Source organism: Actinomadura sp. 9N407 (assembly GCF_044326315.1).
Classification (GTDB): domain Bacteria; phylum Actinomycetota; class Actinomycetes; order Streptosporangiales; family Streptosporangiaceae; genus Spirillospora.
Genome location: NZ_JBIRAW010000002.1, coordinates 22,252 through 46,899 on the forward strand (window position 1 = coordinate 22,252; position 24,648 = coordinate 46,899).

The following is a 24,648-nucleotide window of genomic DNA, read 5'->3' on the forward strand; positions in this document are numbered from 1 at the left end:
CTGCCGGCCTGCTGCGTCTCTGCCGGGCTGCTGCGTCTGTTTGCCCGCCGGGATGCTCAGGGTCTGGTGTCGGGGGCCTGCGGCTCGGGCGGAACGGACCGGTTGTTGAGGTCCACCGACAGGAAGATGTCGTTGCCGACCGGGTTGCGCAGCTCCTCGGCGAGCTGCCCGATGAGGCCGGCGGTCCGGGCGAGCAGGGCGAATCCGCGGAGCAGTTCCAGCGGCAGCCCGAGATCGGCGAGCGCCGCGCCGCAGACCCCGGCTCCGTTGAGGGGAAGCGTCTTGCCGAGCACCTCCGGATGCACCCGGCCGATGGCGGCGAACAGCGACAGGTGCGGCCCGGACAGGCCTTCCTCGGTGGCGATCCGCATCAGCCGGGGGGTACGCGGGTCGCCGTTCTTGTGTACGTGGTGCCCCAGCCCAGGCACGAGTTCCTTCGCCGAACGCCGATCCCGTACACACGTCAAGGCCAGGGCGTCCCAGCCCGCATCATCGGCCGGAAGATCGCCGCCTACGGACGCCAGGACGTCGTGCAGGAAGCGGCCGGTGTCCTCGGTGACGCCCAGGAAGCGGGATCCGCCGCCGAGCAGGCCCGCCGCGAGCGCGCCCTGGACGGAGTCGGGCGCGGACAGGTAGGTCAGCCGGGTGACGATCGCGGTCGGGGTGAACCCGTGGTCGGCCAGCGCCGCGAGCACGGCCTCGAACACCCGTACCTCGCCCGGTCCCGGCCGCCGCTGCGTGGCCAGCCAGAACGCCAGCTCACCGAACCCGACGCTGCCCATCACGTCCTCGGCGAGGTCGTGGCCGAGCAGGGTGATCGTGGTCGGGGTGGAGGCGCCGAGGGCGGTCGGGTACTCGCGTTCAGCCACGGTCGTCCTCCTGCGGAGTGCCCAGCCAGGCGCGCAGTTCCGCGCCGTGCTCGTCCAGCTCGGGCGGGGGCAGCCGGTAGCCGGCCGGGGTGACCGACAGGGAGATGGGGTGCCGCGTCGTGGGCACCGCGCGGTCGCCCTCGCCGACCTCGACGATCGGGTCCAGCCCGAAGCGCTCGGCCATCGCGAACCCCCCGTCGATGGTGTTGATCGGGCCGCTCGGGACGCCGGCCTCCACCAGCAGCTCGAACCACTCGACCGCGCCGCGCTCGGCCAGCCGCTCGACCAGGAGGGGGCGCAGCTCCTCGCGGTTGGCCGTACGGGCGGCGTTGCGGGCGAACCTCGGATCGTCGGGGATCTCGGGGATGCCGAGGACCTCGCACAGCCGGCGGAACTGGCCGTCGTTGGCGGCGGTGACGATCAGGTCGTTGTCGGCGGTGGGCAGCGGCTCGTACGGGAACACGCTGGGGTGCGCGTTGCCCATCCGGAACGGGACCACCCCGCCGGCGGCGTAGGCCGAGCTGTGGTTGACCAGCCCGGTGAGCGCCGAGGACAGCAGGTTCACCTCGACCAGCTGGCCCTCGCCCGTCGCGTCCCGGTGCCGCAGCGCGGCCAGGACGCCGATCGCGGCGTGGTTGCCGGCCATCACGTCGAACACCGAGATCCCGGCCCGGTACGGCGGCCCGTCCGGATCCCCGGTCAGGCTCATCAGCCCGGAGATGGCCTGGACCATCAGGTCGTAGCCGGGCACGTCGCGGCCCGCGCCCGTCCCGAAGCCGCTGATCGAGCTGTAGACCACGCCCGGATTCGCGGCCCGGACCGAGGCGTAGTCGAGCCCGTACTTCGCCATCCCGCCGGGCTTGAAGTTCTCGATCACCACGTCGGCGCGGCGGGCCAGCTCGCGGGCCAGCCCGGCGTCGCCCGCGTCGCGCAGATCCAGCGCGATCGACCGCTTCCCGCGATTGACGCCCAGGTAGTAGGTCGACGTCTCGCCGCGCGCGGGAGGTGTCCACGAGCGGGTGTCGTCCCCGGCCGGACCCTCCACCTTCACGACCTCGGCACCGAGGTCGGCCAGCAGCATCGTGGCGTACGGCCCGGCCAGGATGCGGGAGAAGTCCGCCACCAGTACCCCCGCCAGCGGCCCGGCGCTCACCGACATCCGTCTCCCCACATCCTGTCCACGTGACTGCCTGCCCGTGTGACCGCCTGCCCGCGTGACTGCCTGCCCGCTCGACATTGCTGTCCGCGTGACGGACACTTGACCGTTGTCCAGATTCTGGCAACACTAGCAGCGCATAGGGAGCTGGCAACAGTCAGCCCAGGGCCACGTAGCCGCTTTCCGGACGACCGTCCGGGAAGCGTCGGCGGGACAGGAGTCAGCGATGAGCCAGCCGACCGAGTTCGGCCCTGGACGGCCGGTGGTGCTGCGCGGCGGCACGGTGCTGCCGATGGACGGCGCGCACCAGGTGCTCGCCCGCGCCGACGTCCTCGTCGTCGACGACCGGATCGCCGCCATCGGGCCGGACCTGCCCGTACCGGACGGCACGGCCGAGATCGACGCGACCGGCGGCATCGTGATGCCCGGCATGATCGACACCCACCGGCACATGTGGCAGACCGCCATGCGCGGCTACGGCGCCGACTGGACGCTCAGCCAGTACTTCGTCTGGTACTACCTCGAACACGGCAAGCTCTTCCGTCCCGAGGACGTGCACGCGGGCAACACGCTGGCCGCGATCGAGGCCATCGACGCCGGCGTCACGACCGTCGTCGACTGGTCGCACGGCCTGCAGACGGTCGACCACGCCGACGCGGCCGTGGACGCGCTGCGATCGGTGCCCGGACGGTTCGTGCTGGCGTACGGCAACATCCAGCAGGCGCCCGCCGAGTGGACGGCCGCGCCCGAGTTCCGCGACTTCGTCCGGCGGCGGATCACCGGCGACGACATGCTCGGCTTCCAGCTGGCCTTCGACGTCACCGGGGATCCGGCGTTCCCCGAGAAGCCCGCCTTCGAGGTCGCCCGCGAGCTCGGCGTCGCGGTCACCACCCACGCCGGGGTGTGGGGCGCCACCGGCGACGAGAGCATCCGGCTCATGCACGAGAACGGCTTCATGACGCCCGAGACGGTCTACGTGCACGCGGCGTCGCTGTCCGCGGACTCCTACCACCGCATCGCCGCGACCGGCGGTTCCATCTCGGTCTCCACCGAGAGCGAGCAGAGCGCCGGCCAGGGCTACCCGCCCACCTGGGCGATCCGGGCCCACGACATCCCGGTGTCGCTGTCGATGGACACCAGCGTCTGGTGGAGCGGCGACCTGTTCACGGCCATGCGCACCACGCTCGGCGCCGACCGTTCACGCCTGCACATGGAGGCGCACGCCAAGGGCGACACGGTCACGCACTGCGGCCTGCGCGCCGACCAGATCGTCGACTGGGCCACCCGCGGCGGGGCCCGCGCCATCGGCCGCGGCGACGACCTCGGCAGCCTTGAGGTCGGCCGGAAGGCCGACCTCGTCCTGATCAAGAACGAGCACTCGCCCGTCTCGTTCCCGCTGCTCAACCCGTACGGTCACGTGGTCTTCCAGGCGCAGCGCGGCGACGTGCACACCGTCCTGGTCGACGGCCGCGTGGTCAAGTACGAGCACCGGCTGGTCGGCATCGACCTGCCGGCGGTCCGCCGCGACATCGAGCGGACCGTCGACCACCTGAGGTCGGCGATGGGCGAGGAGACCTGGGAGAAGGGCATGAACCCCGACATCCCCGAAACGACCATCCTCGACAACCCGTACACCTACACCGAGTACCACAGCGCGTCGACGCACAGCGCATCAAACCACGGGGCATCAAACCACGGGGCATCAACCCGCGGGGCCTAGCCCAAGGGGCGACAGCCGGTCAGGCGGGCGGGCAGCAGGTGCGCAGGTAGGCCTGCAACTCGGTCAGCGACTTCTCCACCGCCGGGGTGTCGACGCGGTAGTGGACCTGCTTGCCGTCCTTGCGGGAGGCGAGCAGGCCGCCGCGCCGCAGCAGGGCCAGTTGCTGGGAGGCGGTCGACTGGGCGATGCCGAGCCGTTCGGCCACGGCGCCGACGGTCAGCTCGACCCCGCCCGCGAAGAGCTCCAGCATCTGCTGGCGCTGCTCGCTGGCCAGCCCTTTGAGGAAGTCGCGCAGCTTGTCGCTCGGCTGGACGACTCCCGCACAGCCGGCCGTACCGGAGCCCACCGCCTCGTCCTGAACGGCGCCGGTCCCTGTGTCGGTCACCCGCTCCCCTCCCCTGGCTGGCGTCTTTGCTGGCTCGACGTCTTCCTGGCTCGACCGGTTCCCATCCTGCCATGCACCGTCATATCGTCATTTCACGAAACTACGATACATTGCCTCCATGGCACTCCGAAGCGACGTTCTGATCATCGGCGGTGGCCAGGCCGGCCTCGCCACCGCTCACACCGCCCGGGCCATGGGCTGGAACCCCGTGGTGCTGGAGGCCGCGAGCAGCCTCGCCGGGTCGTGGCCGCACTACTACGACAGCCTCACCCTGTTCTCCCCGGCCCGCCGCAGCGCCCTGCCCGGACGCCCCTTCCCCGGCGACCCCGACGGCTACCCCTCCCGCGACGAGGTCGTGGCCTATCTCGACGACTACGCCGCCGCGCTGGACGCCGACATCCGTACGGGCCACCGCGTCGAACGGGTCACCACGACCGGGAACGGCGGCCACGAGGTCACCACGGCCGATGGGGAGATCCTCGAGGCGCCGCTGGTGATCGCGGCGACCGGGGAGTTCAGCCGCCCGCACCGGCCCGACCTGCCGGGGCTGGGCTCGTTCAGCGGTACGGTCCTGCACTCGGCCGACTACCGGCGGCCCGAGCCGTTCGCCGGCCGGCGGGTCGTGATCGTCGGCGGCGGCAACTCCGCGGTGCAGATCGCGATCGAGCTCGCCGCCACCGCCCGGGTCACCCTGGCCACCCGGCACCCGCTGCGGTTCATGCCGCAGCGCGTCCTGGGCCGCGACGTTCACCTCTGGTTCCAGCGCACCGGCCTGGACACCGCCGGCTGGGCCAGGCCGCTGCTGACCGGCGGAAAGGGCACTCCGGTCATGGACACCGGCACCTACCGGGCCATGATCGCCACCGGCAATCCCGACCGCCGCGCGATGTTCAGCCGCTTGGACGGCACGGACGTGGTCTGGGCCGACGGCACGCGCGAGAACGCGGACGTGGTGCTGCTGGCCACCGGCTACCGTCCCGGCGTGGAGTATCTGGCCGGTCTCGATGAGGCCCTGGACGCCCAGGGCCGGCCCCGCCACCGTGGCGGTGTCTCGCTCGCCCATCCGGGCCTGGGGTTCGTCGGGCTGGAATGGCAGCGCTCGTTCGCCTCGGCGACGTTGCGCGGCGTCGGCGCCGACGCGCGGCACGTCCTGACCGCGCTGCGCAAGCGGGCGGGCGACCGTGGCGTCGCCGCACGAACCCGCAGGTAGGAGCGCTTCAGGCGGAGGTGAGGGACGGCAGTGCGAACAGGCCCGCCAGGCGAATGAGCGCCTCGGGGACCACCCGGTAGTACACCCAGGTCCCCCGCCGCTCCCCCTCGATCAGCCCCGCTTGGCGCAGCACCTTCAGGTGGTGGGAAATGGTCGGCGCGGTCAGCTCGAACGGCCCGGTCAGATCGCACACGCAGGCCTCACCGCCCTCGGTGGAGGCGATCAGGTTCAGCAGCCGCAGCCGGACCGGATCCGACAGCGCCTTGAACACCTTCGCCAGGTCGACCGCCTCGCCCTCGGACAGCAGCGGACCACTCAAGGGGGCACAGCAGACATCGGAACCGACGATCTCAAGCTCTTTCAACTTAGGCATGCATCTAATTTGACATTTATCTATCCAAGAGGCAAGCTGGCGCCTGATTAGATAGCCTTCAAAGCAAGGAGGAGTCATGAGCGACACCACCGGACCCCACACCACCGGCACCCGCACCACGGGCCCCCACACCACGGGCACCGACACAGCGGGCCAGTCCGCCGGCGGCTGCTGCGGGGTCAACGCCTGCTGTACGCCCGATGAGCAGGCCATGGACGCCGGCACCACGGTCGTCCAGGCCAAGACAGACGCCGGCTGCGGCTGCCTGGCCACCGACAAGTCCACCGACGAGGCCACGGCCGAGGCCGGGGAGGCCGACGACGGCGAGCCGCCCGTCGTGGTGATCGGCGCGGGGCCGATCGGGCTGGCCGCCGCCGCGCACCTGTCCGAGCGCGGCCTGCCGTTCCTGGTCCTGGAGGCCGGCGAGCGGGCCGGTGCCTCGGTGGCCGAGTGGGGCCACGTCCGCCTGTTCTCACCCTGGCGCTTCAACACCGACGCCGCCGCCCGCCGCCTGCTGGACGCCGCCGGCTGGACCGCCCCGCCCGCCGACGCCCTGCCCACCGGCGCCGAACTGGTCCGCGACTACCTCACCCCGCTGGCCGGGGTCCCGGAGCTGGCCGGACGGATCCGTACCGGCACCCGCGTCATCGCCGTGACCCGCGAGGGCATCGACGCCACCCGCACCATCGGGCGCGACGAGCACCCGCTGCTGGTCCGTACCCGCGATGCCGCCGGCCGGGTCCGCGACCTGCGGGCCCGCGCGGTGATCGACGCCTCGGGCACCTGGGGCCGCACCAACCCGCTGGGGCACTCGGGCCTGCCCGCCCCCGGCGAGGACCAGGCCGCCGCGTCCATCACCGGGCCGCTGCCCGACGTGACCGGACGCGACCGCGCCCGCTTCGCCGGCAAGCACACCCTGGTCGCCGGCATGGGCCACTCGGCCGCCAACACCCTGCTCGCCCTCGCCGACCTCGCCGAGTCCGCGCCCGGCACCCGGATCACGTGGGCCGTACGGGGCGCCTCGCCCGCCCGCCTCTACGGGGGCGGCGACGCCGACGGGCTGCCCGCACGCGGCGCCCTCGGCTCACGCCTCCAGCGAGCCGTGGAGTCCGGCGCGATCGAGCTGATCCCCGGCTTCACCATCACGGGCCTCTCCACCACGGGCCTCTCCACCACGGGCTTGGCGGCTCCCGGTGACGGCCCCGTCCAGGTGACCGGCACGGCCTCCGGCGGCGAGCGGACCCTGGCCGTCGACACCGTCGTCGCGGCCACCGGCTTCCGTCCCGACCTGGACATGCTGCGCGAGGTCCGGGTCGAGCTCGACCCGGGCACCGAGTCCCCGGTCAAGCTGGCCCCGATGATCGACCCCAACTTCCACAGCTGCGGGACCGTACCGCCGCACGGCGAGCGCGAGCTGGCCCATCCCGAGACCGGCTTCTACATCGCCGGGATGAAGAGCTACGGCCGCGCGCCCACGTTCCTGATGGCCACCGGGTACGAGCAGATCCGCTCCATCGTCGCGGCCCTGGCCGGTGACCGCGCCGCCGCCGACAGCGTCGAACTCGACCTGCCCGAGACCGGCGTGTGCTCCACCGACCGGTCCGCCCAGGATGAGGCGGTGGAGGAGGCCGGCTGCGGCAGCTCCTGCTCCACCGGGCCCGCCCAAGAGGCCGTGCAGGAGCCCGTGCCGGAGTCGGCGCCCGTCGTCGCCGAGGAGGACGGCTCGGCCTGCTGCGACTCCAGCGCCCCGGAGCCGATCTCGCTCGGCGACCCGGTGACGGTCGGCGCGAGCGCCGGAAGCGGCGTGCGGCTGGGGTTCGTGACCGGCCACGAGCACGGCTACTCCGGCGACACCGCGCGCGGAGACGCCTGACCCGGTGGACCACGACGACGACGCACGGGTACCGGCGGGCGGAGCGCCCGCCGGTACCGACGCCGGTCCCGGCCTGCGTACGGTCCTGATCGCGCTGTGCGTCACGGAGATCACCAGCTGGGGCGTGCTCTACTACGCCTTCCCGGTCCTGTCCCCCGCCATCACCGCCGACACCGGCTGGTCCACCGCCACCACGACGGCCGCGTTCTCCGCCGCGCTCGTCCTGGCCGCCCTCGGCGGCATCCCGCTCGGCCGACTGCTGGACCGGCGCGGACCGCACGCCATCATGACCACCGGCTCCATCGTCGCCGTCCTGGCTGTCGTCGGGCTCGCGGCCGCACCGAACCTGTGGTGGTTCACCGCCGCCTGGATGCTGGCCGGCGCCGCCATGACCGCCGTGCTCTACCAGCCCGCCTTCGCCGCCCTCACCCGCTACCACGCCCCGCACCACGTCCGCGCCCTCACGACCTTGACCCTGGTCGCGGGCCTGGCCAGCACCGTCTTCGCTCCCCTGACCGACGCCCTGGCCTCGCACCTGAGCTGGCGCGGCGTCTACCTCGTCCTGGCCGCGATCCTGGCCGCCGTCACCATCCCGCTGCACGCCGTCGCGCTCCGCCGCCCCTGGCCCGCGTCCCATGCCCGCGCCGCGGGCGTACGGCACGAGGCGGCGCGGCCGCATGCCGGAGTGCGGGCCATCGTCACCGGCCGCCCGTTCGTGCTGCTGGCCGCCGCGCTCACGCTGTCGGCCTTCGCGATGTACGCCGTGATGATCAACCTCATCCCGCTGCTCACCGCCCGCGGCGCCGGCGCCACCACCGCCGCCTGGGCCCTCGGCCTTGGCGGAGTCGGCCAGGTGGCCGGACGCCTCGGGTACGGCACGCTCGTCCGGCACACCAGCGTCCGCTCCCGTACGGTCTGGATCCTGGCCCTGTCGGCCGTCAGCACCTCCGCGCTGACCGTCCTGACCGGACCGGTCGCCCTGCTCGTCGCCGTCGCGGTCCTGGCCGGCACCACCCGAGGCATCGCCACCCTCCTGCAGGCCACCGCCGTCACCGACCGCTGGGGCGCCGCCTCGTACGGCACCCTCTCGGGCATCCTGGCCGCACCCGTCACCATCGCCGGCGCCATCGCCCCCTGGGCCGGTGCCGCGATCGCCACCGGCCTCGGCGGCTATCCCGCCCTGTTCAGCGTCCTCACCGCGGTCGCCGTACTCGCCGCCGCGCTGGCCGCCGGCAGCACGCCGTCCCCCGCCGCGTCGGCGGAGCCACGGGACATGCCCCGGCAGGGCGCGGGCCGCGCACCATGATCCATTCGCCGGACCCTGTTCGGCGCCGCCGCGCCCCGTTCGCTATCGTCGAGGCCTTGACCAGGGACGACGGAGGTTCGGTGAACGATTTCATCGCGGGGCTGCCCAAGTGCGAACTGCACCTGCACATCGAGGGGACCCTGGAGCCGGAGCTCAAGTTCGACCTGGCGAGGCGCAACGGGATCGCGCTCCCCCACGCGACCGTCGAGGAGGCGCGCGCGGCGTTCACCTTCGACAGCCTGAGCACGTTCCTGGTCGGCTACTACGGCAGCATGGACGTCCTGCGGACCGAGCCCGACTTCTACGACCTCGCCTCGGCGTACCTGACCAAGGCCGCCGCCCAGAACGTGCGGTACGCCGAGATCTTCTTCGACCCGCAGGCGCACACCTCGCGCGGCGTGCCGTTCGACGTGGTCATCCGCGGCCTGCGCCGGGCGATCCTCGACGCCGAGCGGCTGAACGGGATACGGGCCCAGCTCATCATGTGCTTCCTGCGGGACTTCTCCGCCGAGTACGCCATGGCCACGCTGCTGGAGTCGCTGCCGTACCGCGAGTGGATCGTCGGTGTGGGGCTGGACTCCGACGAGCGCGGCAACCCGCCGGTCAAGTTCGCGAAGGTCTTCGCCCGGGCCCGGCAGGAGGGCTACCTGCTGACCATGCACTGCGACGTGGACCAGGAGAACTCCACCGAGCACATCCGCCAGTGCCTCGAGGTGATCGGCGTCGACCGGATCGACCACGGCGTCAACGCGCTGGACGACCCCGCCCTCGTCGAGGAGATCAAGCGCCGCGGCCTCGGCCTCACCGTCTGCCCGGTCTCCAACGGCTTCGTCACCGACGGCTCCAAGGCCGAGGCGATCCGGCGGATGCTCGACCTGGACCTGCGGGTCACCATCAACTCCGACGACCCGGCCTACTTCCGGGCCTACGTGGCCGAGAACCTCGAACTCGTCCACCGCGAACTGGACCTGCCCCAGGACGACCTCGTACGGCTGGAACGCAACGCCTTCGAGATCGCCTGGCTCCCCCGCTCGGTCAAGCACACCTACTTCGCCGAACTGGACGCCTACGCACGCGAGCGCTGACGCCTGCGGCTCCCGTCTCCACCCCTACGGAGTGACGATCCCCGCCGCGCGGGCGGCGCCGAGCCACGCCGGGAATTCCGCCATCAGTTTTCGGTAAAGGTCTCCGTCGGCGATGGACAGCGGTTCCGGACCGGCCTCGAAGAAGCCGGCGTTGTCGACGGCGCGCTTTTTCGGAACGGGCAGTTCGTCGAGTTTGCGCAGGAATTTGAACTCGTCGGTCCCGAAGCCGACGAACTGCCAGAAGATCGGAAGGGTCGAGGCACCGCACAGGATCTTCTCCGCGGCCCGCCGCGAATCCGGTGACCCGTCGGTCTGGAAGACGACGAAGGCCGGGGCCGCGGGGGCCGACGCCAGGTAATGGTCGATGACCGCCTGCATCGCGGCGGCGTAATTGGTGGTCCCCATGAACCCCAGGCGATCGTGCTCGACGCCGATCCGTCCCTGGTAGTCGTTGAGCCCCATCTCGACGGCGGGATGCGCCACCAGGTCGAAGAAGACCACCGGGACGATCCCGTCGTCGTCCAGGTTCGCCGACAGTGCGAGCACCTGCTCGCCCAGATGCTGAACGGTGCCGTCCTTGTAATAGCGGCGCATCGAGCCGGAACGGTCGAGCACCAGATAGACCGCGGCGCGCTCGCCGCTCAGCCCGCTCTTTTCGAGACTCACCCGCGCCGACGTGAACAGATCGACGAGATCGGGGGCCACGGACTGCACCTCGTCCAAGCTGACGGGCATCGGGCGCCTCTTTCCTACGATCATCGGTTTCAGGCGATCATCGATTTCCGGGCGATCACCGTTTTTCGGGCGATCACCGGATCCGGGCCCTAGTTTATGCGTCCCGGCCTCGGGTAACGCGCTTGCGATGACAGCCGGCGACCGCGTGGGGCCGCCGCCCGGGCTGCGCCGGGCGGCGCTGACCGCCGCCTGCCTGCTGGTGCTGACGCTGGCGGCCGGGCTGGTGCTGTGGCTGCTGGTCCATCTGGCCCCGCTCACCCTGGCGCTGGTGGCGACGCTGCTGATGGCGGCGCTGATCGAGCCGGTCTCGCGGCGGCTGCGCGCGGTGCGGTTCCCGCCCTGGCTGGCCGCGCTGGCCGGGCTGTTCACGCTGCTGGCGATCGTCTCGCTGCCGATCGCGCTGATCGGCAACCAGACCGTCCAGCAGTGGCCACGGCTGCACCAGGGGCTGGACCAGGGCCTGGACAAGGTCCGCGACCTGCTGCTGAACGGGCCGTTCCCGATCACCGCCCAGCAACTGGACTCGGTCGGCGACGGCCTGCGGAAGGCGGCCGTCAACGCGGCACCCGACCCCGCCGCCGGTGCCACCGCCGCCACCCAGAGCCTGGCGTCCATCGTGATCGCCCTGGTGCTGCTGTTCTTCGTGCTCAAGGACGGCGCCTCCATGTGGCGCTGGGCGCTGCACCTCGCCCCGGAACGCAACCGCCACCGCATCGACACGGCGGCCCGAGCGGGCTGGGACGCGCTGGTCGCCTACATCCGCGGGACGGTCCTGGTCGCGTCCGTGGACGCGATCGGCATCGGGGTGGCCCTGCTGGTGATCGGCGTGCCGCTGGCGCTGCCGCTCGCGCTGCTGACGTTCATCGCCGCGTTCATCCCGATCGTCGGCGCGACGGTGGCGGGCGCGGCCGCCGTGCTCATCGCGTTCGTGAGCAACGGGCTCACCGACGCGCTGCTGGTGCTGGGCGCGGTGATCCTCGTCCAGCAGGCGGAGGGCAACCTGCTGCAACCACTGATCATGGGCCGGGCGCTGCACCTGCATCCGGCCGTCATCCTGATCGCCGTCACGGCCGGCACGCTCCTGGCGGGCATCGCCGGCGCCATCGTCGCCGTCCCCGTCACGGCCGTCTGCTACCGCGTGGCGCGGGTACTCCAGGACATGCGCGCCGACACCCCCGCGACGAACGTCCCCACGACGGCACCGGCCCCCGACTGACGCCCCTCCCGGCTGACCGGCCGGCTACCGACTGAGGAGAAGGTCAGACGCCGGACGGCAGGGTCTCCAGCTCGTCCCTCTGGGCGGCTTCGGCGTGCAGTGGTTCGAGGGCGGACGTCCGGCGGAACCAGCACAGCGCGTCGTAGCGTTCGGCGAGCCTGGTGGGCACGTAGTTGCGGCGATCACGGAACGGGTCGTACACGACGCCGATGGCGCGATGGCCACGGGTGGCGTTGAACCAGGGGGTGTCCGGCCGGTCGGAGAAGATGAACAGGCCGTGCTCCACGCCCGAGTCCGCCAGCAGCGCTTCGAGGGAGTCCTGGCGCGGCCCCGGTACGTGCATGGTCTCCATCGGCGCGCCCCAGCGCGGCGCGGCGATCACTTCGCCGCTGCCGCCCGCGAAGCCCACGGCGACGACCTGGTCGCGGCCGTACCGGTCCCGGGCGAGTTGGCCCAGGTTGACCATGCCCGCGGAGGCCATGTCGGTGGCCCGCGCGTCGCCGATGTGCGTGTTGTGGGCCCAGACGACGGCGCGCGCGCCGGGGCCGTGGAACTCCAGCAGGCGGTCCAGGGTGTCGGCCATGTGCGTGTCGCGGACGTTCCACGCGTCCGGACCACCGCCGATCATGGCGCGGTAGTAGCGTTCGGCGCCCGCGGCCACCTCGGCGTTCTGCCGGGCGTTCAGGTCCCCGGACGGATCGGCGCCCACGGGCCGGCGCAGCCGGGTGAGCAGGGCCAGCACCTCGTCCGCGCAGCCCTCGGGGACCAGCCTGCTGAAGGCGTAGGACTGCGGATCCTCGCCGTACGGCTCGAAGCAGCGGTAGGCGGCCAGCGCCTTGTCCACGTACTCGGGCCGGTGGTCGGCCAGATGCGTGATGATCGCGCGCAGCGACTCCCACAGGCTGTAGACGTCCAGGCCGTAGAAGCCGGCCCTGGCCCCCGACTCCTGCCCGGAGCCTCGGCCCGTGTTGTGGTCGCGCAGCCAGCGGCTGAAGTTCACCGTCTCCTGGTTGGCCCACATCCAGGTCGGCCAGCGGCGGTAGCCGTCCAGGACCGTCCTGGGGTCGGCCGGTGCGCCTTCGGCCCCGGTCACGCTCTGGTTCACCGCCCAGCAGTCGGGCCAGTCGCCCTCGACCGCGACGAACGAGAACCCGCGCTCGGCGATGAGCCTCCGGGTCAGCGCCGCCCGCCAGGCGTAGTACTCGTGAGTGCCGTGGCTGGCCTCGCCGAGCAGGACGCAGCGGGCATCGCCGATCCGGTCCATGAGCGGGTCGAGGTCGGTGCCGTACTCCAGCGGGAGGGCGGATTCCCGCACGTCATCGGCCTGGCTCACCGCTCTCCCTTCGGGCCCTCGGCGCGCTCGCCGGTACGCCTGGGCCGTTGGTTCTCCTCGCGCTGGAGCTCCTGGTTCGCGCGCTCGCCGGCGGCGGAGTCGGACGCGATCCCCTCGTCCTCGAGGCGCTTGCGTTCCTTCGTTCGCTTGATGTCGTACTTGTGGCTGCCCGGACGCGGCATCCACCCCACCCCCCTCAGGCGCGTGCGCTCTCCATCCTTCCTGGGCGCCTTCCCCCCATTTGGCCGCCGATGCACCCGTACGGCATCCTTTGCCGTCGGTTGAGCCGCCGCCGCGCGGCGGGGTGACCCCCGGCGGCTACGTCCCAGGTAATCGCCATGATGACCGCAGCCGCCCTAGCGTCATGGCCATGACAACGACTCGCTTGGTCACCAGTGGACTGTTCGCCGACGGACTTCGCCTGCTCCGCCTGTCACTGCGCCTTGACGCGGTCGTGACGGGGGCCAACGGCCTCGCCTACCTCGCCCTCGCCGGCCCGCTGGAGGACCTGCTCGGGCTGAACGCCGGGGCCGGCCGCGCGATCGGCGCGTTCCTCCTCGTGTACGCCGTAGCCGTCTGGCTGATCTCCATGCCCGCCCGGCCGCACCGCCTCGCCGCGCTCGCGGTGGTGGAGGCGAACGTGCTGTGGACGGTGCTCAGCATCGTCACGCTGATCGCGGGCTGGCTGTCCCTCGACTCCATCGGAATCGTCTGGACGGTCATGCAGGCCCTTGTCGTCGCGGGCTTCGCAGGGGTGCAGTACGTCGCGCTGCGCCGGATCCGCTGAGCCTGTTCAGACCCGCCGTACCTCCACGCCGGTGTCCCGGATGCGCGCCACGGCCGCATCCGGGGCCGACCCGTCGGTGATCACCATGTCGAGCGTTCCGGCGGGGCAGACCAGGCCGAGCCCGGTCCGGCCGAACTTGGCCCCGTCGCACACGGCGATGACCCGCCGCGCGGACGCGATCGCGGCCCGCTTGACCGGGACCTCGTCCAGGTCGTGCGCGGTGAGGCCGTGCTCGGCCGACAGGCCGCAGACGCCGAGGACGGCGGTGTCGACGCGCAGCGAGGCCAGCGACGCCTCGGTCAGCGGTCCGGTGAACGCCAGGGCGCCGGGCGTGGTGCGCCCGCCGGGGACGAGCAGCCGGATCCCGGGGGCACCGCTGAGCGCATTCGCGGCGTGCAGGTCCAGCGGGACGACGGTGAGCCGCCGCCGGACGATCGCGCGGGCGAGGGTGAGCGTGCTGGTCCCGCCGTCGAGGATCACGGCCTCCCCGTCGGCCAGCAGGCCGTTCACCTCTGCGGCGATCCGCTCCTTGGTCTCGACCGCCTCGTGCTCGCGGACGGCGAACGGCATCGCCTCGCCGCGCAGCAGCAGGCTCACCGCGCCGCCCCGGACCCGCCGCAGCACGCCCCGTTCGGCGAGCTGGTCGAGATCGCGCCGGATGGTCATCTCGGACGCGCCGGTCTCCTCGGCCAGCTCGGTCACGGTGACGTGCTCCGCGGTCCGCAACCGCTCGATGAGCACATCAACCCGCTTCGAACCCTCCGCTTTCGAACCCTCCGCTTTCGAACCCTGCGCTTTCGAACCCTGCGCTTTCAAGCCCGGCGCTTTCGAACCATCCATATGGTGGATCGAACATGATCCGTGTTAGAAAGTCAACATGACTTGGATCGTGTTCGACTACGCGGGCGTCATCAGCCACTCCCCTCCCGACCATGCCGGTGCCCTGCTGCCGCAGACGGCGGGCGTCGAGCCCGAAGCGTTCTGGCCGGTGTACTGGGCGCACCGGCTGCCGTACGACCTGGGCGCGGTGACCGCCGCCGGCTTCTGGCGGACGGTGTGCGGGGAACTGGGCACGCGCGCCGACGCCGGCCTGATCGAGGTGCTGGCGACGCTCGACCTCCGTACATGGGCGCACATCAACGAGGAGACCGTGGGGCTGCTGACGGAGTTGGCCGGCGGCGGCACGCCGCTGGCGCTGCTGTCGAACGCGCCGGTCGAACTCGCCCGCATGGTGGACGGGCTGCCCTGGGCGCCGCTGTTCCGGCACCGCCTCTACAGCGCCGACCTGCGGCTGGCCAAGCCCGATCCGGAGATCTTCCGGCGGCTGACCGACCGGCTCGGCGCGGCCCCCGATGACGTGCTGTTCGTCGACGATCGCGACGAGAACGTACGGGCGGCGCGGGCGATGGGCATCCGGTCGCTGCTGTTCACCGGCGTCCCGGAGTTGCGCGCCGACCTCGCCGGGGCCCTGCGCCGCGCGCCTACTCGCCGGCCAGGAGGCGCTGCAGCGCGGACATCGCCGGTCTGACCACGTGCCGTCCCAGCGGGCCGTCGCCGCGGAGTGCGGCGCGGGCGGCGTTGGCGCCGCAGGCACCGTGCACCCCGCCGCCGGGATGCGCCGACGCGGAGGCCAGGTAGAGGCCGGGTACCGGGGTCTCCGGACGGCCCGCGCCCGGGACGGGGCGGAAGATCAATTGCTGGTGGGGGCCGCTGGTCCCGCCGTTGAGAGCGCCGTTGACGAGGTTGGCGTTGTGCCGCTGGAACATGGGGGGCGCGAGGATGCGCCGGTCGATCACGCGCTCCCGGAAGCCGGGCGCGTAGCGTTCGATGACCGTCTCCAGGCGGTCGGCCATGGCGTTCTGGTCGCGCGCGTCCCAGGAGCCGGTGATGCCGTCCGGCCCGGCGTCACCGGTGATCTTCTGGGGCACGTGGGTGTAGGCCCAGACCGATTCCGTACCGGAGGGGGACCGCGCCGGGTCGGCCGTGGTCATCTGCCCCAGCAGGAGGAACGGGTCGGCCGGGACCTTTCCGGTGGCGATCTGGGCGCTGTAGTCCGTCAGCGCGTTCATCCCGGAGGCCAGGTGGACGGTGCCCGCCCGTGCCGCGTCCGGAGACGACCACGGAATCGGCCCGGACAGGGCCCAGTCCACCTTGAACGTGGCCAGATCCCAGGTGAAGCGGCGCATGTCGGCACGCAGCGCGGACGGCAGATGCTCCCAGCCCACGAGCCCCCCGTACAGCGCGGGCGCCGACACGTCGGCCAGGACCGCTTTGGCCGCCCGGATCGACTCGCCGGAGGCGGTCCGGACGCCCAGTGCCCGGCCCCCATGGACGATCACCGACGTCACCGGGGTGCCGCAGTGGACGCGGCCTCCCCTGGCCTCCAGCCTGCGGACCAGCGCCCCGGTCAGCTCGCCCGCGCCGCCTTCGGGCACCGGCCAGCCGTACTGCTGGCCGACCATCGTCAGCAGCCATCCGAACATCGCGCTGCCCGTCGATTCGGGGAACAGGTCGGCGTGCAGCGCCGAGCCGCCCAGCAGCAGCGGCCCGCCGGGCCCGGTGAACTCCTCCTCACCGAGGCGCCGTACGGGGAGGAGCAGCATGCGGAGCAGGCGCAGTCCGCCCGCGGCCCGTACCTTGGCGGCCAGCGAGGCACCCGCGCGGACCGGCGGGAAAGGACCGAAGAGCACCCCGGCGAGGTCGTCGCCCAGGTCCTCCCAGCGCCGGTAGAGCCGCGTCCATGCCTCCCCGTCGCCGGGGCCGAGCCGTTCCAGCCCTTCGGCGGTACGTTCGACATCGCGTTCCAGGACGGCGCAGCGGCCGTCCGGGAAGGGGTGCGCCATGACGGCGGGGGCATGCCGCCAGCGCAGCCCGTGGCGTTCGAGGTCCAGCGCGCGCATCACGGGCGAGCCCACGCCGAGGGGATAGAACGCGCTGCACACGTCACTGACGAAGTCGGGATGCACCCCGCGATCGCTGCGCACGCCGCCACCCGGCTCCGGCTGGGCCTCCAGGACGTCCACCGCCCAGCCCGCGTCGGCCAGCATGTTGGCCGCGACCAGCCCGTTCGGCCCGCTGCCGATCACCACGGCGTCGCTCATGTAACACCGCCTACCCGTTGATCTCCGAAGCTAGCGCGCCGCGGGACGCCGGAACCTCCCGGAGCGCCGCGTTCTCGATCTCGATGCGCGTTCTCAGCAGGCCCAGGCCGACGACCGTGAACAGCGAGGCGGTGAGCCACGAGGTGTGGACGAGCGGCAGCGCGATCCCCTCGGCGACGACCGCGACGTAGTTGGGGTGGCGCAGCAGCCGGTACGGGCCCCGGTCCACCAGCGGAAGGCCGGGCACGATCACCACCCGCGTGTTCCACTGCCGGCCCAGGGTCGCGATGCACCACCAGCGCAGCCCCTGGGCGAGGACGGCGGCGGTCAGCATCGGCCAGCCCAGGAGCGGGATGAAGGGCCGGTCGAGCAGCCACGCCTCCAGCAGAGCCCCGGCCAGCAGGCCGATATGAGCCGCGACCATCGCCGGGTAGTGCCGCCGCCCGTACTCGATCCCGCCCCGCCGCCTGGCCCATTCGAGATGGCGGCGCGCCAGGACGAGTTCGGCGATCCGCTCGATCCCCACGAGCAGGATCAGCAGCGTGTAGGCGATCAACGGATCACCAGCTCAGCAGGACCAGCTCGGCGGAGAACCCCGGGCCGAGCGCCATCAGCAGGCCGGGTTCGCCCTCGGACCGGCGGCGGCGCCGGATCGTCTCCTGCAGCACGTTCAGCACCGACACCGAGGACAGGTTGCCCAGCCTCCGCAGGGAGTCCCACGTCACCTCCAGCTCATCGGCGCCGATGCCGAGACCGTCGCCGATCTTCTCGATCACCTTCGGGCCGCCGGGATGGCAGACCCACGAGGACACCTCGCCGGGCGACAGCCCGTGATCGCCGAGGAAGGCGGTGACATCGCCGGCCAGCGTGGCCTCGACGTGGTCGACCAGATCGGCGGCCAGCACGATGCGGAGGCCGTGCGCGCCGACCTCCCAGCCCATCAGCCGCTCCGTGCCCGGATAGAGCCTGCTCCGGGTGGCCACGATCCGGGGCCCGCCGGCGTCGTTCGGCAGCCCCGCGTCGTCCTCACGCCGGGCGCCGACCGCCACCACGGCCGCGGCGCCGTCGCCGAACAGGCCGCCGGCCACGAGGTTCGCCATCGAACGGTCCTCGCGCTGGGCGGTCAGCGAGCACAGCTCGACGCAGACCAGCACCGCCACCTGGTCCGGCCAGGCCCGCAGGTAGTCGTACAGGCGGGACAGCCCCGCGGCGCCGCCCGCGCACCCGAGGCCGAAGACCGGTACGCGCTTGACGTCCTCGCGCAGCCCGGCGCGCTGGGCCAGCTTGGCGTCCAGCGACGGCGTGGCCACACCGGTCGAGGAGCAGAAGACCAGGTAGTCGACCTGCGACGGCTCCGTCGCGGCCGCGTCCAGCGCCTCCCGTAGGGCCCGCTCGCCCAGGTCGAGGGCGGTGTCGATGTAGGCGTCGTTGGCTGTGGTGAAGTCGCCGAGTTTCTCGTACTCCCCGATCGGCAGCGCCAGGTTCCGGCCCGTCACCTGGGTGGCGGCGTGGAAGCGCTCCAGCAGCTCCCGGTCGGCCCCGGCCCAGCGCGCGACGGCCTCGGTGATCTGGTGCTGGTCGTAGCGATGCTCCGGCAGAACGGTCCGTACAGCAGCCACACGCATGAGACCTCCCCGATGAGCGCTCCTGCCTCCGCTGCCCCCCGCAGCGGGACTATCCGGCGGGCGTGCCGATCCCCCGTTCGCTGGCGTAGCCCTCGAGCCGCTCCCGCAGCCGGCGGCGGCCCCGGTGCAGGCGTGACATGACCGTCCCGATCGGGACGTCCAGGATGTTCGCGATCTCCTTGTACGGGAAGCCCTCCACATCCGCGAGGTAGACGGCCAGCCGGAACTCCTCGGGCAGGTCCGCGAGCGCCTGCTTCACCTCCGAGTCCGGCAGGCGTTCGAGGGCCGTGACCTCCGCCGACTTCAGGCCGGCCGGCGTGTGCGACGCCGCCTCGGCCAGCTGCCAGTCCTCGATCGTGTCGGCCCCGGACTGGACGGGCCGCCGCTGCTTCTTGCGGTAATCGTTGATGAACGTGTTGGTCAGGATCCGGTACAGCCAGGCCCTGAGGTTGGTGCCCTCCTCGAACCGGTGGAACGAGGCGTACGCCTTGGCGTAGGTGTCCTGGACCAGGTCCTCGGCGTCCGCGGGCCGGCGGGTCATCCGCAGCGCGGCGGCGTACAGCTGGTCGAGATAGGGCACCGCGTCGCGCTCGAACCGGGTTCTTCGCCGGGCCGTACCCGGAGCGGTCGTCAGCATCCGGGGCCCCGTCCACGCGCGGCACGGTCAGGTCGCCGAAGGACAGGTCGCCGAAGGTCATGAGCTACCGCGTTCATGTCATCCCCCTTCGCTTCTCCCCGAAATGGACCGTATGCCCCGCATTTGGCGTATTTAACGATCGAGGCCGCACGAGCCGCCGGATCACCGGCCCGAATCCGCCCCGACTCCCATCCTTCCGCCAGGGTTCGGCAACGGCCCGGCCCGCCCGGCGGCCGGCCCTTTTAAGCCCCGCCGGTCCGGGTAGGGCCGCGTTCCGCGGGGCCTCCGCAGGGTCCCGAACGCCACGCCGAGGGGAGCGAACGATGACCGAGGCCCACCACCCGATCCAGGGCGAGCACAAGTACGAGCAGCACGTGACCTCGCCGGACGAGCACGAGGAGCGTTCCGGCCGGAGCCTGGTCACCACCGACCACGACGTGATCCGCGAATGGGCCGAGGCCCGGGACGCCACGCCCGCGACCGTACCGGGCAGCGACTACGAAGGCAGGCCGGGACGGCTGCTGTTCGACTTCCCCGGGTACGGCGGCCAGGATCTGCAGCACATCGAATGGGACGACTGGTTCCGTACGTTCGACGAGCGCAAGCTCAATTTCCTTTACCAGGAGCACAAGAAGGACGGCGCGCAGAGCAATTTCTTCCGCCTCGAGAATCCCGGCAGAAACGCCGACTAGCCTTTCCCGCCCAGGCGACCCCGTGCCCTCGAACTAACCCGTGGCGAGGACCTGCGGCGCGGTGACCTTGATCCGGGTGCGGAGCCATTTGGCACGCGTCTCGGCCGCCTCGTGGCACGGGCCGATGGCCTGGAGCAGCTCTCCGTCGCGGGCCGCCTGCGCCGCCTGGGCGAGGATCACCCACCCGATCTCCGCCTCCTGCGCGCCGAGGTACAGGTCGCGCAGATCGTGGAGCAGCAGCAGCCCGGACACCTCCGAACGGCCGATGAGCTGGGCGCTCCGGTGCCGGAGCGCGTCCAGCAGCCCCGGCGAATCGGCGACCTTGCGCGGCGTGACGCCGTAGCGCTCGGCGAAGGGCGCGAGGCGCTCCACGTGCTCGGCGCACTGCCGGGCCAGCGTGTGGCCGAGATGGTAGACGTCGTGCTCGACCGCGTGCCGCTCGCCGGCCCGCCGCAGCTCCTTGGCCAGATCGGCCTCGGCGTCCTGGACCTCGCCGATCGCCTTATCGAGCTTCATGCCCGGCCCTCTCGCTGGTCTCCCGTACGCCGCTTTCCCGTGCGCCGCTCTCCCGTACGCCGTGACCACCCCTGGTCCCGGCCCCGTTCGCGGCCGCCGCCTCACCGACCGGCTGCGAGGCCGTCGTCGTCGGGGCCGGAGACGGCGTGCCGTCCCCGTCACCGAGCTTCTCCACCCGGACGGCGGCCGTCTTGAACACCGGCTGCTTGGAGACGGGATCCCAGTCGGTGATCGTCAGCTCGTTCGCGGCTCGCGGCGCCGAGCCGTTCTGCCCGCCCGAGCCGTTCTCCCCGCCCCAGCGGCCGTAGTGGAAGGGGACGAAGACGACGCCGTCCCGGATCCCGCTGACCCGCGCCCTGGCCTCAAGCCGCCCGCGCGGGGATTCGACCCGTACCGGATCACCCTCGGCGATCCGCAGCCGCCGCGCGTCCCCCTCCGAGATCTCCACCCACACATCGGGCGCGGCGGCGTCGAGCTGGCGGGCGCGTCCGGTCTTGGTACGGGTATGCCAGTGGTACGCGGTACGCCCGGTCGTGAGCAGGAACGGGTAGTCGTCGCTGGGCGGCTCGTGCGGCGGCAGGAACTGCGCCGTCTTGAGCACCGCGCGCCCGGCCGGCCCCATCGCCGCGTGGTCCTTGAACTCGTACGCGGCGCCGGTGAGCATGTCGTGCCCGTAGTCCTCGCAGAATTCGCTGCGGGTGTTGAACCGGTGATCGGTGTAGAGCCGTTCGGTGCCCTCGGGCGCCTCGTCGGTGCACGGCCACTGGATACCGCTGCCGCCGCGGAGTTTCCCGTACGACAGGCCCGAATAATCGCAGGGCCGTCCCCGGGTCATCTCCTTGAACGCCTCGAAGCACCCTTGCGGGGTGTGCCATTTCAGCAGCGGCGAGCCGTCCTTGTCGGTCAGTTCGAGGCGGCGCGCGTACTCCAGGAGGATGTCCAGGTCGGTACGGGCCTCGCCGGGCGGGGCGACGGCCCGTTCCGACAGGTGCACCGTGCGGTCGTGGTTGGTGTACGTGCCGGTCTTCTCGCCCCAGATCGCGGTGGGCAGCACGACGTCGGCCAGCTCCGCCGTCTCGGTCAGGAACGCGTCGCTGACGACGACGAACAGCCGTTCCTGCTTGAGGATCGAGCGGATCCGGTGCAGTTCGGGCAGCGACACGGCGGGGTTCGTCCCGATGATCCACAGGAAGCGGAGCGAGCCCTCCTCGGCGTACCGGAACATCTGCATCACGTGCGTGGGCGGGGCCCAGGTCGGGATCTGGAGCGGCTCGACGTTCCAGATCCGGGCGAGTTCCTGGACGTGCTCGGGGTTCTGCCAGTTGCGCATCCCGGCCAGATCGCCGTCGGCGCCGGTCTCGCGGGTGTTCTGCGCGGTCGGCTGGCCGTTCATCTGGAAGACCGAGCAGCCGGGCCGGCCGATCATCGCGCGGAGCAGGTTGATGTTGTTGATCTGGCACGCGGACGCGGTCGCCTGGTGCGACTGGTAGACGCCCTGCAGGGCGGTCGACACCAGGCGCTCGCCGGTACCGATGACCCGGGCCGCCGCGCGGATGTCGTCCGCCGGGACTCCGCAGATCTCGGCGACGCGCTCGGGCGGGTACTCCCGCACCGTCTGGTCGAGCTTGGCGAAGCCGATGGTGTGCTCGTCGACGAACTCCCGGTCGATCCAGCCGTTGGCGATGAGTTCGTGCTGGAGGCCGTTCAGCAGCGCCAGGTTCGTGCCGTTGCGGATCGGCAGGTGGACGTCGGCCTCCTGCGCGACCTTCGTACGGCGCGGATCGACCACGACCAGCCGCGGCCGGTCCGGGCCGTGCAGCCGGTCCAGGATCCGCGCCCACAGGACGGTGTGCGTCTCGGCGATGTTGTGCCCGACCGCGAAGATCGTGTCGCACGCGTCGAAGTCGGTCATCGAGCCGGGATCGCCGTCGCTGCCGAACGTCTCCTTGAGCGCGAAGTCGGAGGTCGCCGTGCACAGCCGCGTGTTCCCGTCCAGGTGCGGCGTCCCGATCCCGGCCCGGACGATCATCGCGAGCGTGTAGTAGTCCTCCAGGAACAGCTGCCCGCTGTCGTAGAAGCCCATCCCCAGCGGTCCCTGCTCGTCCATGACCTGGCGGCTGCGGGCGGCGATCGCGGCCATCGCCTCGTCCCAGCTCGCCGGGCGCAGTTCCCCGTCCCGCCGTACGAGCGGCGCGGTCAGCCGGTCCGGCGAGTTGTTGGCCTGCCAGCCGAACAGCCCCTTCGGGCCGAGCCTGCCGTGGTTGACGCGGTCGGTGGCGCGTCCCCGCACGCCGACGATGCGTCCCGAATGGACGCCGATGTCCATCCCGCAGCCGTTCGAGCAGAGCACGCAGGCCGACTGGACCCACTCGACCTCGCCTTCGGGCACCCTTTCGTCGAGGTACTGGTCGACGCGGACCGGCCATCGCTCGCCCGCACCGTACGGTGTCCGCGTCCCCCAGATGTCCGCGACTCGGTCCGCCATCCCGTTCCTTCCCGTAGCCCGCTCCGGCCGCCAGGTCCCGCCAAGGCACGCGGTCCAATCAGGCAAACCGCCATGAAGGGCGCTCTTCCCCCCGGCGCAGGGCCGAAACGGAACAGCGGGCGGTGGGGACGCGACGGGTCACGACTGAGGAGGTCAGCCGACGATGGGGCGTTCCTCGGGGAGTTCGTAGCGCCGGGTGCGCTCGCGCAGCGCGAGCGCGGTCGCCAGCGTCAGGGGGCCGATGCGGCCGATGAACATCAGCGCGATCAGCAGCACGTGACCGGCGGGCGGCAGGTCGGCGGTGATGCCGGTGGACAGGCCCACGGTGGCGAACGCCGAGACCACCTCGAACAGCACCCGGTCCAGCGAGTGGCCGGTCATGGCCAGCAGCGCGAACGTGGCGCCGGCGACCAGGCCCACGCTCAGCAGCACGACGCCCATGGCCTGGCGCTGGGTGCTCTCGGGCAGCCTGCGGTGACCGACGTTGACGCGGGGCTCGCCGCGCATCTCGGCCCACAGCACGAACGCCAGCAGCCCGAACGTGGTGACCTTGATGCCGCCGGCCGTACCGGCGCTGCCTCCGCCGATGAACATCAGCAGGTCGGTGGCCAGCCAGCTCTCGGTGCGCATCTGCGAGACGTCGATGTTGTTGAACCCGGCCGTACGGGGCATCACCGCCGCCGTGAACCCGGCCAGCCCCCGCGCCGGTCCGGACAGCGCGCCCAGCGTGGCGGGGTTGGTCCACTCGGCCACGGTCAGCACCACGGTTCCGCCGGCCAGCAGCACCGCCGAGGTGACCAAGGTGACGCGGGTGAGCATCGACCAGGTGCGCGGCCGGCGCCAGTGCCGTGCCAGCTCGAACACCACCGGGAAGCCCAGCCCGCCCACGATGATCGCGGCACAGATGCTCAGGCTGATCCACGGGTCGGCGGCGAAGCGCACCAGGCTGTCGGGCCACAGCGCGAACCCGGCGTTGTTGAACGCCGACACCGAATGGAAGACCCCCAGGTAGACGGCGCGGCCGAAGGGCTCGTCATAGGACAGCGCCAGCCGCGCGCTCAGCACGACCGCGACGACCGCCTCGGACGCCAGGCTGAACAGCACCACGTTGCGGACGACGCGGCGGACGTCGGTGGGCCGCAGGGTCTTGGTCTCGGCCTGGGCGACCAGCCGGGCGCGCAGCCCCAGCCGGCCCGACAGCAGGATCGCGAACAGGGTGGCCAGCGTCATCAGCCCGAGGCCGCCGACCTGGATCAGGCCCAGGATGACGATCTCGCCGAACGCCGTCCAGTGCGCGCCGGTGTCGACGGTGACCAGCCCCGTCACGCACACCGCCGACGTCGCGGTGAACAGCGCGTCCAGCAGGCGGGCCGAACCGGCCCCGTGCGTGGCCGCGGGCAGTGACAGCAGCAGGGTCCCGGTCACGATCGTGATCACGAATCCCGTGACGACGACCTGCGCCGGATGCTGGAACCGTTCCAGTAGCGCGCGCCCCCACGGCGCCACCCGCCTTGTCCATCGCTTCCGCTGAAACAGCGTCACTC

24 protein-coding genes are annotated in these 24,648 nt (G+C 72.0%); 9 read left to right on the forward strand and 15 right to left on the reverse strand.

Annotated elements, in window-relative coordinates; translation table 11 throughout:
* Positions 1-56 precede the first annotated feature (56 nt).
* Both ACH34Q_RS02800 and ACH34Q_RS02805 read right to left on the reverse strand, forming a co-directional pair.
* Positions 57-869 (reverse strand): citryl-CoA lyase, encoded by an 813-nt coding sequence (locus ACH34Q_RS02800; protein WP_395981108.1) that lies wholly within the window; start codon positions 867-869, stop codon positions 57-59.
* On the reverse strand, positions 862-2,028 hold the full coding sequence (locus ACH34Q_RS02805) for a CaiB/BaiF CoA transferase family protein (RefSeq protein WP_395981109.1): 1,167 nt from the start codon (positions 2,026-2,028) through the stop codon (positions 862-864). The genes ACH34Q_RS02800 and ACH34Q_RS02805 overlap by 8 nt, the downstream gene beginning before the upstream one ends.
* Positions 2,029-2,251: 223 nt before the next feature.
* Between ACH34Q_RS02805 and ACH34Q_RS02810 the strand changes: the two genes are divergently transcribed.
* A complete protein-coding gene (locus ACH34Q_RS02810; RefSeq protein WP_395981110.1) occupies positions 2,252-3,745 on the forward strand; it encodes an amidohydrolase family protein in 1,494 nt (497 codons plus the stop codon).
* A 19-nt stretch (positions 3,746-3,764) separates the two neighbouring features.
* Here ACH34Q_RS02810 and ACH34Q_RS02815 read toward each other — a convergent pair whose 3' ends face one another.
* Positions 3,765-4,130, reverse strand: a complete 366-nt coding sequence (locus ACH34Q_RS02815; RefSeq protein ID WP_395981111.1) for an ArsR/SmtB family transcription factor — start codon at positions 4,128-4,130, stop codon at positions 3,765-3,767.
* Positions 4,131-4,248: 118 nt separating this feature from the next.
* On the opposite strand from ACH34Q_RS02815, the gene ACH34Q_RS02820 reads away from it, so the two are divergent.
* Positions 4,249-5,340: a flavin-containing monooxygenase gene (locus ACH34Q_RS02820; RefSeq protein WP_395981112.1), complete on the forward strand. Its 1,092-nt coding sequence runs from the start codon at positions 4,249-4,251 to the stop codon at positions 5,338-5,340.
* A gap of 7 nt (positions 5,341-5,347) precedes the next feature.
* Here ACH34Q_RS02820 and ACH34Q_RS02825 read toward each other — a convergent pair whose 3' ends face one another.
* The gene (locus ACH34Q_RS02825; RefSeq protein WP_395981113.1) at positions 5,348-5,713 is read right to left on the reverse strand and encodes an ArsR/SmtB family transcription factor; all 366 of its coding nucleotides are present in this window, start codon (positions 5,711-5,713) and stop codon (positions 5,348-5,350) included.
* A 76-nt stretch (positions 5,714-5,789) separates the two neighbouring features.
* Here ACH34Q_RS02825 and ACH34Q_RS02830 point away from each other — a divergent pair, with 76 nt between their 5' ends.
* The 3 genes from ACH34Q_RS02830 (at position 5,790) to add (ending at position 9,977) form a co-directional block, all read left to right on the forward strand.
* Entirely contained in the window at positions 5,790-7,586 is a 1,797-nt protein-coding gene (locus tag ACH34Q_RS02830) for an FAD-dependent oxidoreductase (RefSeq protein WP_395981114.1), read from the forward strand.
* Between the two features lie 4 nt (positions 7,587-7,590).
* Positions 7,591-8,892, forward strand: coding sequence for an MFS transporter (locus ACH34Q_RS02835; RefSeq protein WP_395981115.1), 1,302 nt, complete (start codon positions 7,591-7,593; stop codon positions 8,890-8,892).
* Positions 8,893-8,972: 80 nt separating this feature from the next.
* Positions 8,973-9,977, forward strand: coding sequence for an adenosine deaminase (add, locus tag ACH34Q_RS02840; protein ID WP_395981116.1), 1,005 nt, complete (start codon positions 8,973-8,975; stop codon positions 9,975-9,977).
* Positions 9,978-10,001: 24 nt separating this feature from the next.
* Here add and ACH34Q_RS02845 read toward each other — a convergent pair whose 3' ends face one another.
* On the reverse strand, positions 10,002-10,712 hold the full coding sequence (locus ACH34Q_RS02845) for a VWA domain-containing protein (RefSeq protein ID WP_395981117.1): 711 nt from the start codon (positions 10,710-10,712) through the stop codon (positions 10,002-10,004).
* A gap of 127 nt (positions 10,713-10,839) precedes the next feature.
* On the opposite strand from ACH34Q_RS02845, the gene ACH34Q_RS02850 reads away from it, so the two are divergent.
* Positions 10,840-11,928 (forward strand): AI-2E family transporter, encoded by a 1,089-nt coding sequence (locus ACH34Q_RS02850; protein WP_395981118.1) that lies wholly within the window; start codon positions 10,840-10,842, stop codon positions 11,926-11,928.
* Between the two features lie 43 nt (positions 11,929-11,971).
* Here ACH34Q_RS02850 and ACH34Q_RS02855 read toward each other — a convergent pair whose 3' ends face one another.
* Together ACH34Q_RS02855 and ACH34Q_RS02860 are read right to left on the reverse strand one after the other, a co-directional pair.
* On the reverse strand, positions 11,972-13,261 hold the full coding sequence (locus ACH34Q_RS02855) for an erythromycin esterase family protein (protein WP_395981119.1): 1,290 nt from the start codon (positions 13,259-13,261) through the stop codon (positions 11,972-11,974).
* Positions 13,258-13,443 (reverse strand): hypothetical protein, encoded by a 186-nt coding sequence (locus ACH34Q_RS02860; RefSeq protein ID WP_395981120.1) that lies wholly within the window; start codon positions 13,441-13,443, stop codon positions 13,258-13,260. Before ACH34Q_RS02860 ends, ACH34Q_RS02855 begins: the two co-directional genes overlap by 4 nt.
* A gap of 188 nt (positions 13,444-13,631) precedes the next feature.
* On the opposite strand from ACH34Q_RS02860, the gene ACH34Q_RS02865 reads away from it, so the two are divergent.
* Complete coding sequence (locus ACH34Q_RS02865) at positions 13,632-14,048, forward strand: hypothetical protein (RefSeq protein WP_395981121.1); 417 nt, start codon at positions 13,632-13,634, stop codon at positions 14,046-14,048.
* Positions 14,049-14,054: 6 nt separating this feature from the next.
* Here the strand turns inward: ACH34Q_RS02865 and ACH34Q_RS02870 are convergent, their stop codons facing one another.
* Entirely contained in the window at positions 14,055-14,789 is a 735-nt protein-coding gene (locus ACH34Q_RS02870; protein ID WP_395981122.1) for a DeoR/GlpR family DNA-binding transcription regulator, read from the reverse strand.
* A gap of 136 nt (positions 14,790-14,925) precedes the next feature.
* Between ACH34Q_RS02870 and ACH34Q_RS02875 the strand changes: the two genes are divergently transcribed.
* A complete protein-coding gene (locus tag ACH34Q_RS02875; protein WP_395981123.1) occupies positions 14,926-15,576 on the forward strand; it encodes an HAD family hydrolase in 651 nt (216 codons plus the stop codon).
* On the opposite strand, the gene ACH34Q_RS02880 is transcribed toward ACH34Q_RS02875, so the two are convergent.
* From ACH34Q_RS02880 to ACH34Q_RS02895, 4 genes are read right to left on the reverse strand one after another with little or no spacing between them, the layout of a single operon-like run.
* Entirely contained in the window at positions 15,530-17,149 is a 1,620-nt protein-coding gene (locus ACH34Q_RS02880) for a phytoene desaturase family protein (protein WP_395981124.1), read from the reverse strand. The two genes, ACH34Q_RS02875 and ACH34Q_RS02880, sit on opposite strands and share 47 nt — an antisense overlap.
* A 10-nt stretch (positions 17,150-17,159) precedes the next feature.
* Entirely contained in the window at positions 17,160-17,705 is a 546-nt protein-coding gene (locus ACH34Q_RS02885; protein ID WP_395981125.1) for an isoprenylcysteine carboxyl methyltransferase family protein, read from the reverse strand.
* A gap of 4 nt (positions 17,706-17,709) precedes the next feature.
* Positions 17,710-18,774: a type III polyketide synthase gene (locus ACH34Q_RS02890; protein ID WP_395981126.1), complete on the reverse strand. Its 1,065-nt coding sequence runs from the start codon at positions 18,772-18,774 to the stop codon at positions 17,710-17,712.
* A 49-nt stretch (positions 18,775-18,823) separates the two neighbouring features.
* Positions 18,824-19,411 (reverse strand): sigma-70 family RNA polymerase sigma factor, encoded by a 588-nt coding sequence (locus ACH34Q_RS02895; RefSeq protein ID WP_395981127.1) that lies wholly within the window; start codon positions 19,409-19,411, stop codon positions 18,824-18,826.
* Between the two features lie 323 nt (positions 19,412-19,734).
* Between ACH34Q_RS02895 and ACH34Q_RS02900 the strand changes: the two genes are divergently transcribed.
* The gene (locus tag ACH34Q_RS02900) at positions 19,735-20,103 is read left to right on the forward strand and encodes a hypothetical protein (RefSeq protein WP_395981128.1); all 369 of its coding nucleotides are present in this window, start codon (positions 19,735-19,737) and stop codon (positions 20,101-20,103) included.
* A gap of 33 nt (positions 20,104-20,136) precedes the next feature.
* Here ACH34Q_RS02900 and ACH34Q_RS02905 read toward each other — a convergent pair whose 3' ends face one another.
* The 3 genes from ACH34Q_RS02905 to ACH34Q_RS02915 form a co-directional block, all read right to left on the reverse strand.
* Complete coding sequence (locus tag ACH34Q_RS02905; RefSeq protein ID WP_395981129.1) at positions 20,137-20,619, reverse strand: hypothetical protein; 483 nt, start codon at positions 20,617-20,619, stop codon at positions 20,137-20,139.
* Positions 20,606-23,104 carry a molybdopterin oxidoreductase family protein gene (locus ACH34Q_RS02910; RefSeq protein ID WP_395981130.1) on the reverse strand — a complete coding sequence of 833 codons (2,499 nt, stop codon included), beginning with the start codon at positions 23,102-23,104 and terminating at the stop codon, positions 20,606-20,608. The genes ACH34Q_RS02905 and ACH34Q_RS02910 overlap by 14 nt, the downstream gene beginning before the upstream one ends.
* Positions 23,105-23,257: 153 nt before the next feature.
* Positions 23,258-24,610, reverse strand: a complete 1,353-nt coding sequence (locus ACH34Q_RS02915) for a TrkH family potassium uptake protein (RefSeq protein ID WP_395981131.1) — start codon at positions 24,608-24,610, stop codon at positions 23,258-23,260.
* Between the last annotated feature and the right edge of the window lie 38 nt (positions 24,611-24,648).

What these genes read in the sequence shown, in the direction of transcription:
- ACH34Q_RS02850 (WP_395981118.1), top strand. Translation starts at nt 10,840, where the DNA reads ATGACAGCCGGCGACCGCGTGGGGCCGCCGCCCGGGCTGCGCCGGGCG.
- ACH34Q_RS02830 (WP_395981114.1), top strand. Translation starts at nt 5,790, where the DNA reads ATGAGCGACACCACCGGACCCCACACCACCGGCACCCGCACCACGGGC.
- ACH34Q_RS02810 (WP_395981110.1), top strand. Translation starts at nt 2,252, where the DNA reads ATGAGCCAGCCGACCGAGTTCGGCCCTGGACGGCCGGTGGTGCTGCGC.
- ACH34Q_RS02890 (WP_395981126.1), bottom strand. Translation starts at nt 18,774, where the DNA reads ATGCGTGTGGCTGCTGTACGGACCGTTCTGCCGGAGCATCGCTACGAC.
- ACH34Q_RS02845 (WP_395981117.1), bottom strand. Translation starts at nt 10,712, where the DNA reads ATGCCCGTCAGCTTGGACGAGGTGCAGTCCGTGGCCCCCGATCTCGTC.
- ACH34Q_RS02880 (WP_395981124.1), bottom strand. Translation starts at nt 17,149, where the DNA reads ATGAGCGACGCCGTGGTGATCGGCAGCGGGCCGAACGGGCTGGTCGCG.
- ACH34Q_RS02875 (WP_395981123.1), top strand. Translation starts at nt 14,926, where the DNA reads ATGACTTGGATCGTGTTCGACTACGCGGGCGTCATCAGCCACTCCCCT.
- ACH34Q_RS02895 (WP_395981127.1), bottom strand. Translation starts at nt 19,411, where the DNA reads ATGCTGACGACCGCTCCGGGTACGGCCCGGCGAAGAACCCGGTTCGAG.
- ACH34Q_RS02860 (WP_395981120.1), bottom strand. Translation starts at nt 13,443, where the DNA reads ATGCCGCGTCCGGGCAGCCACAAGTACGACATCAAGCGAACGAAGGAA.
- ACH34Q_RS02910 (WP_395981130.1), bottom strand. Translation starts at nt 23,104, where the DNA reads ATGGCGGACCGAGTCGCGGACATCTGGGGGACGCGGACACCGTACGGT.
- ACH34Q_RS02825 (WP_395981113.1), bottom strand. Translation starts at nt 5,713, where the DNA reads ATGCCTAAGTTGAAAGAGCTTGAGATCGTCGGTTCCGATGTCTGCTGT.
- ACH34Q_RS02865 (WP_395981121.1), top strand. Translation starts at nt 13,632, where the DNA reads ATGACAACGACTCGCTTGGTCACCAGTGGACTGTTCGCCGACGGACTT.
- ACH34Q_RS02900 (WP_395981128.1), top strand. Translation starts at nt 19,735, where the DNA reads ATGACCGAGGCCCACCACCCGATCCAGGGCGAGCACAAGTACGAGCAG.
- ACH34Q_RS02820 (WP_395981112.1), top strand. Translation starts at nt 4,249, where the DNA reads ATGGCACTCCGAAGCGACGTTCTGATCATCGGCGGTGGCCAGGCCGGC.
- ACH34Q_RS02805 (WP_395981109.1), bottom strand. Translation starts at nt 2,028, where the DNA reads ATGTCGGTGAGCGCCGGGCCGCTGGCGGGGGTACTGGTGGCGGACTTC.
- ACH34Q_RS02905 (WP_395981129.1), bottom strand. Translation starts at nt 20,619, where the DNA reads ATGAAGCTCGATAAGGCGATCGGCGAGGTCCAGGACGCCGAGGCCGAT.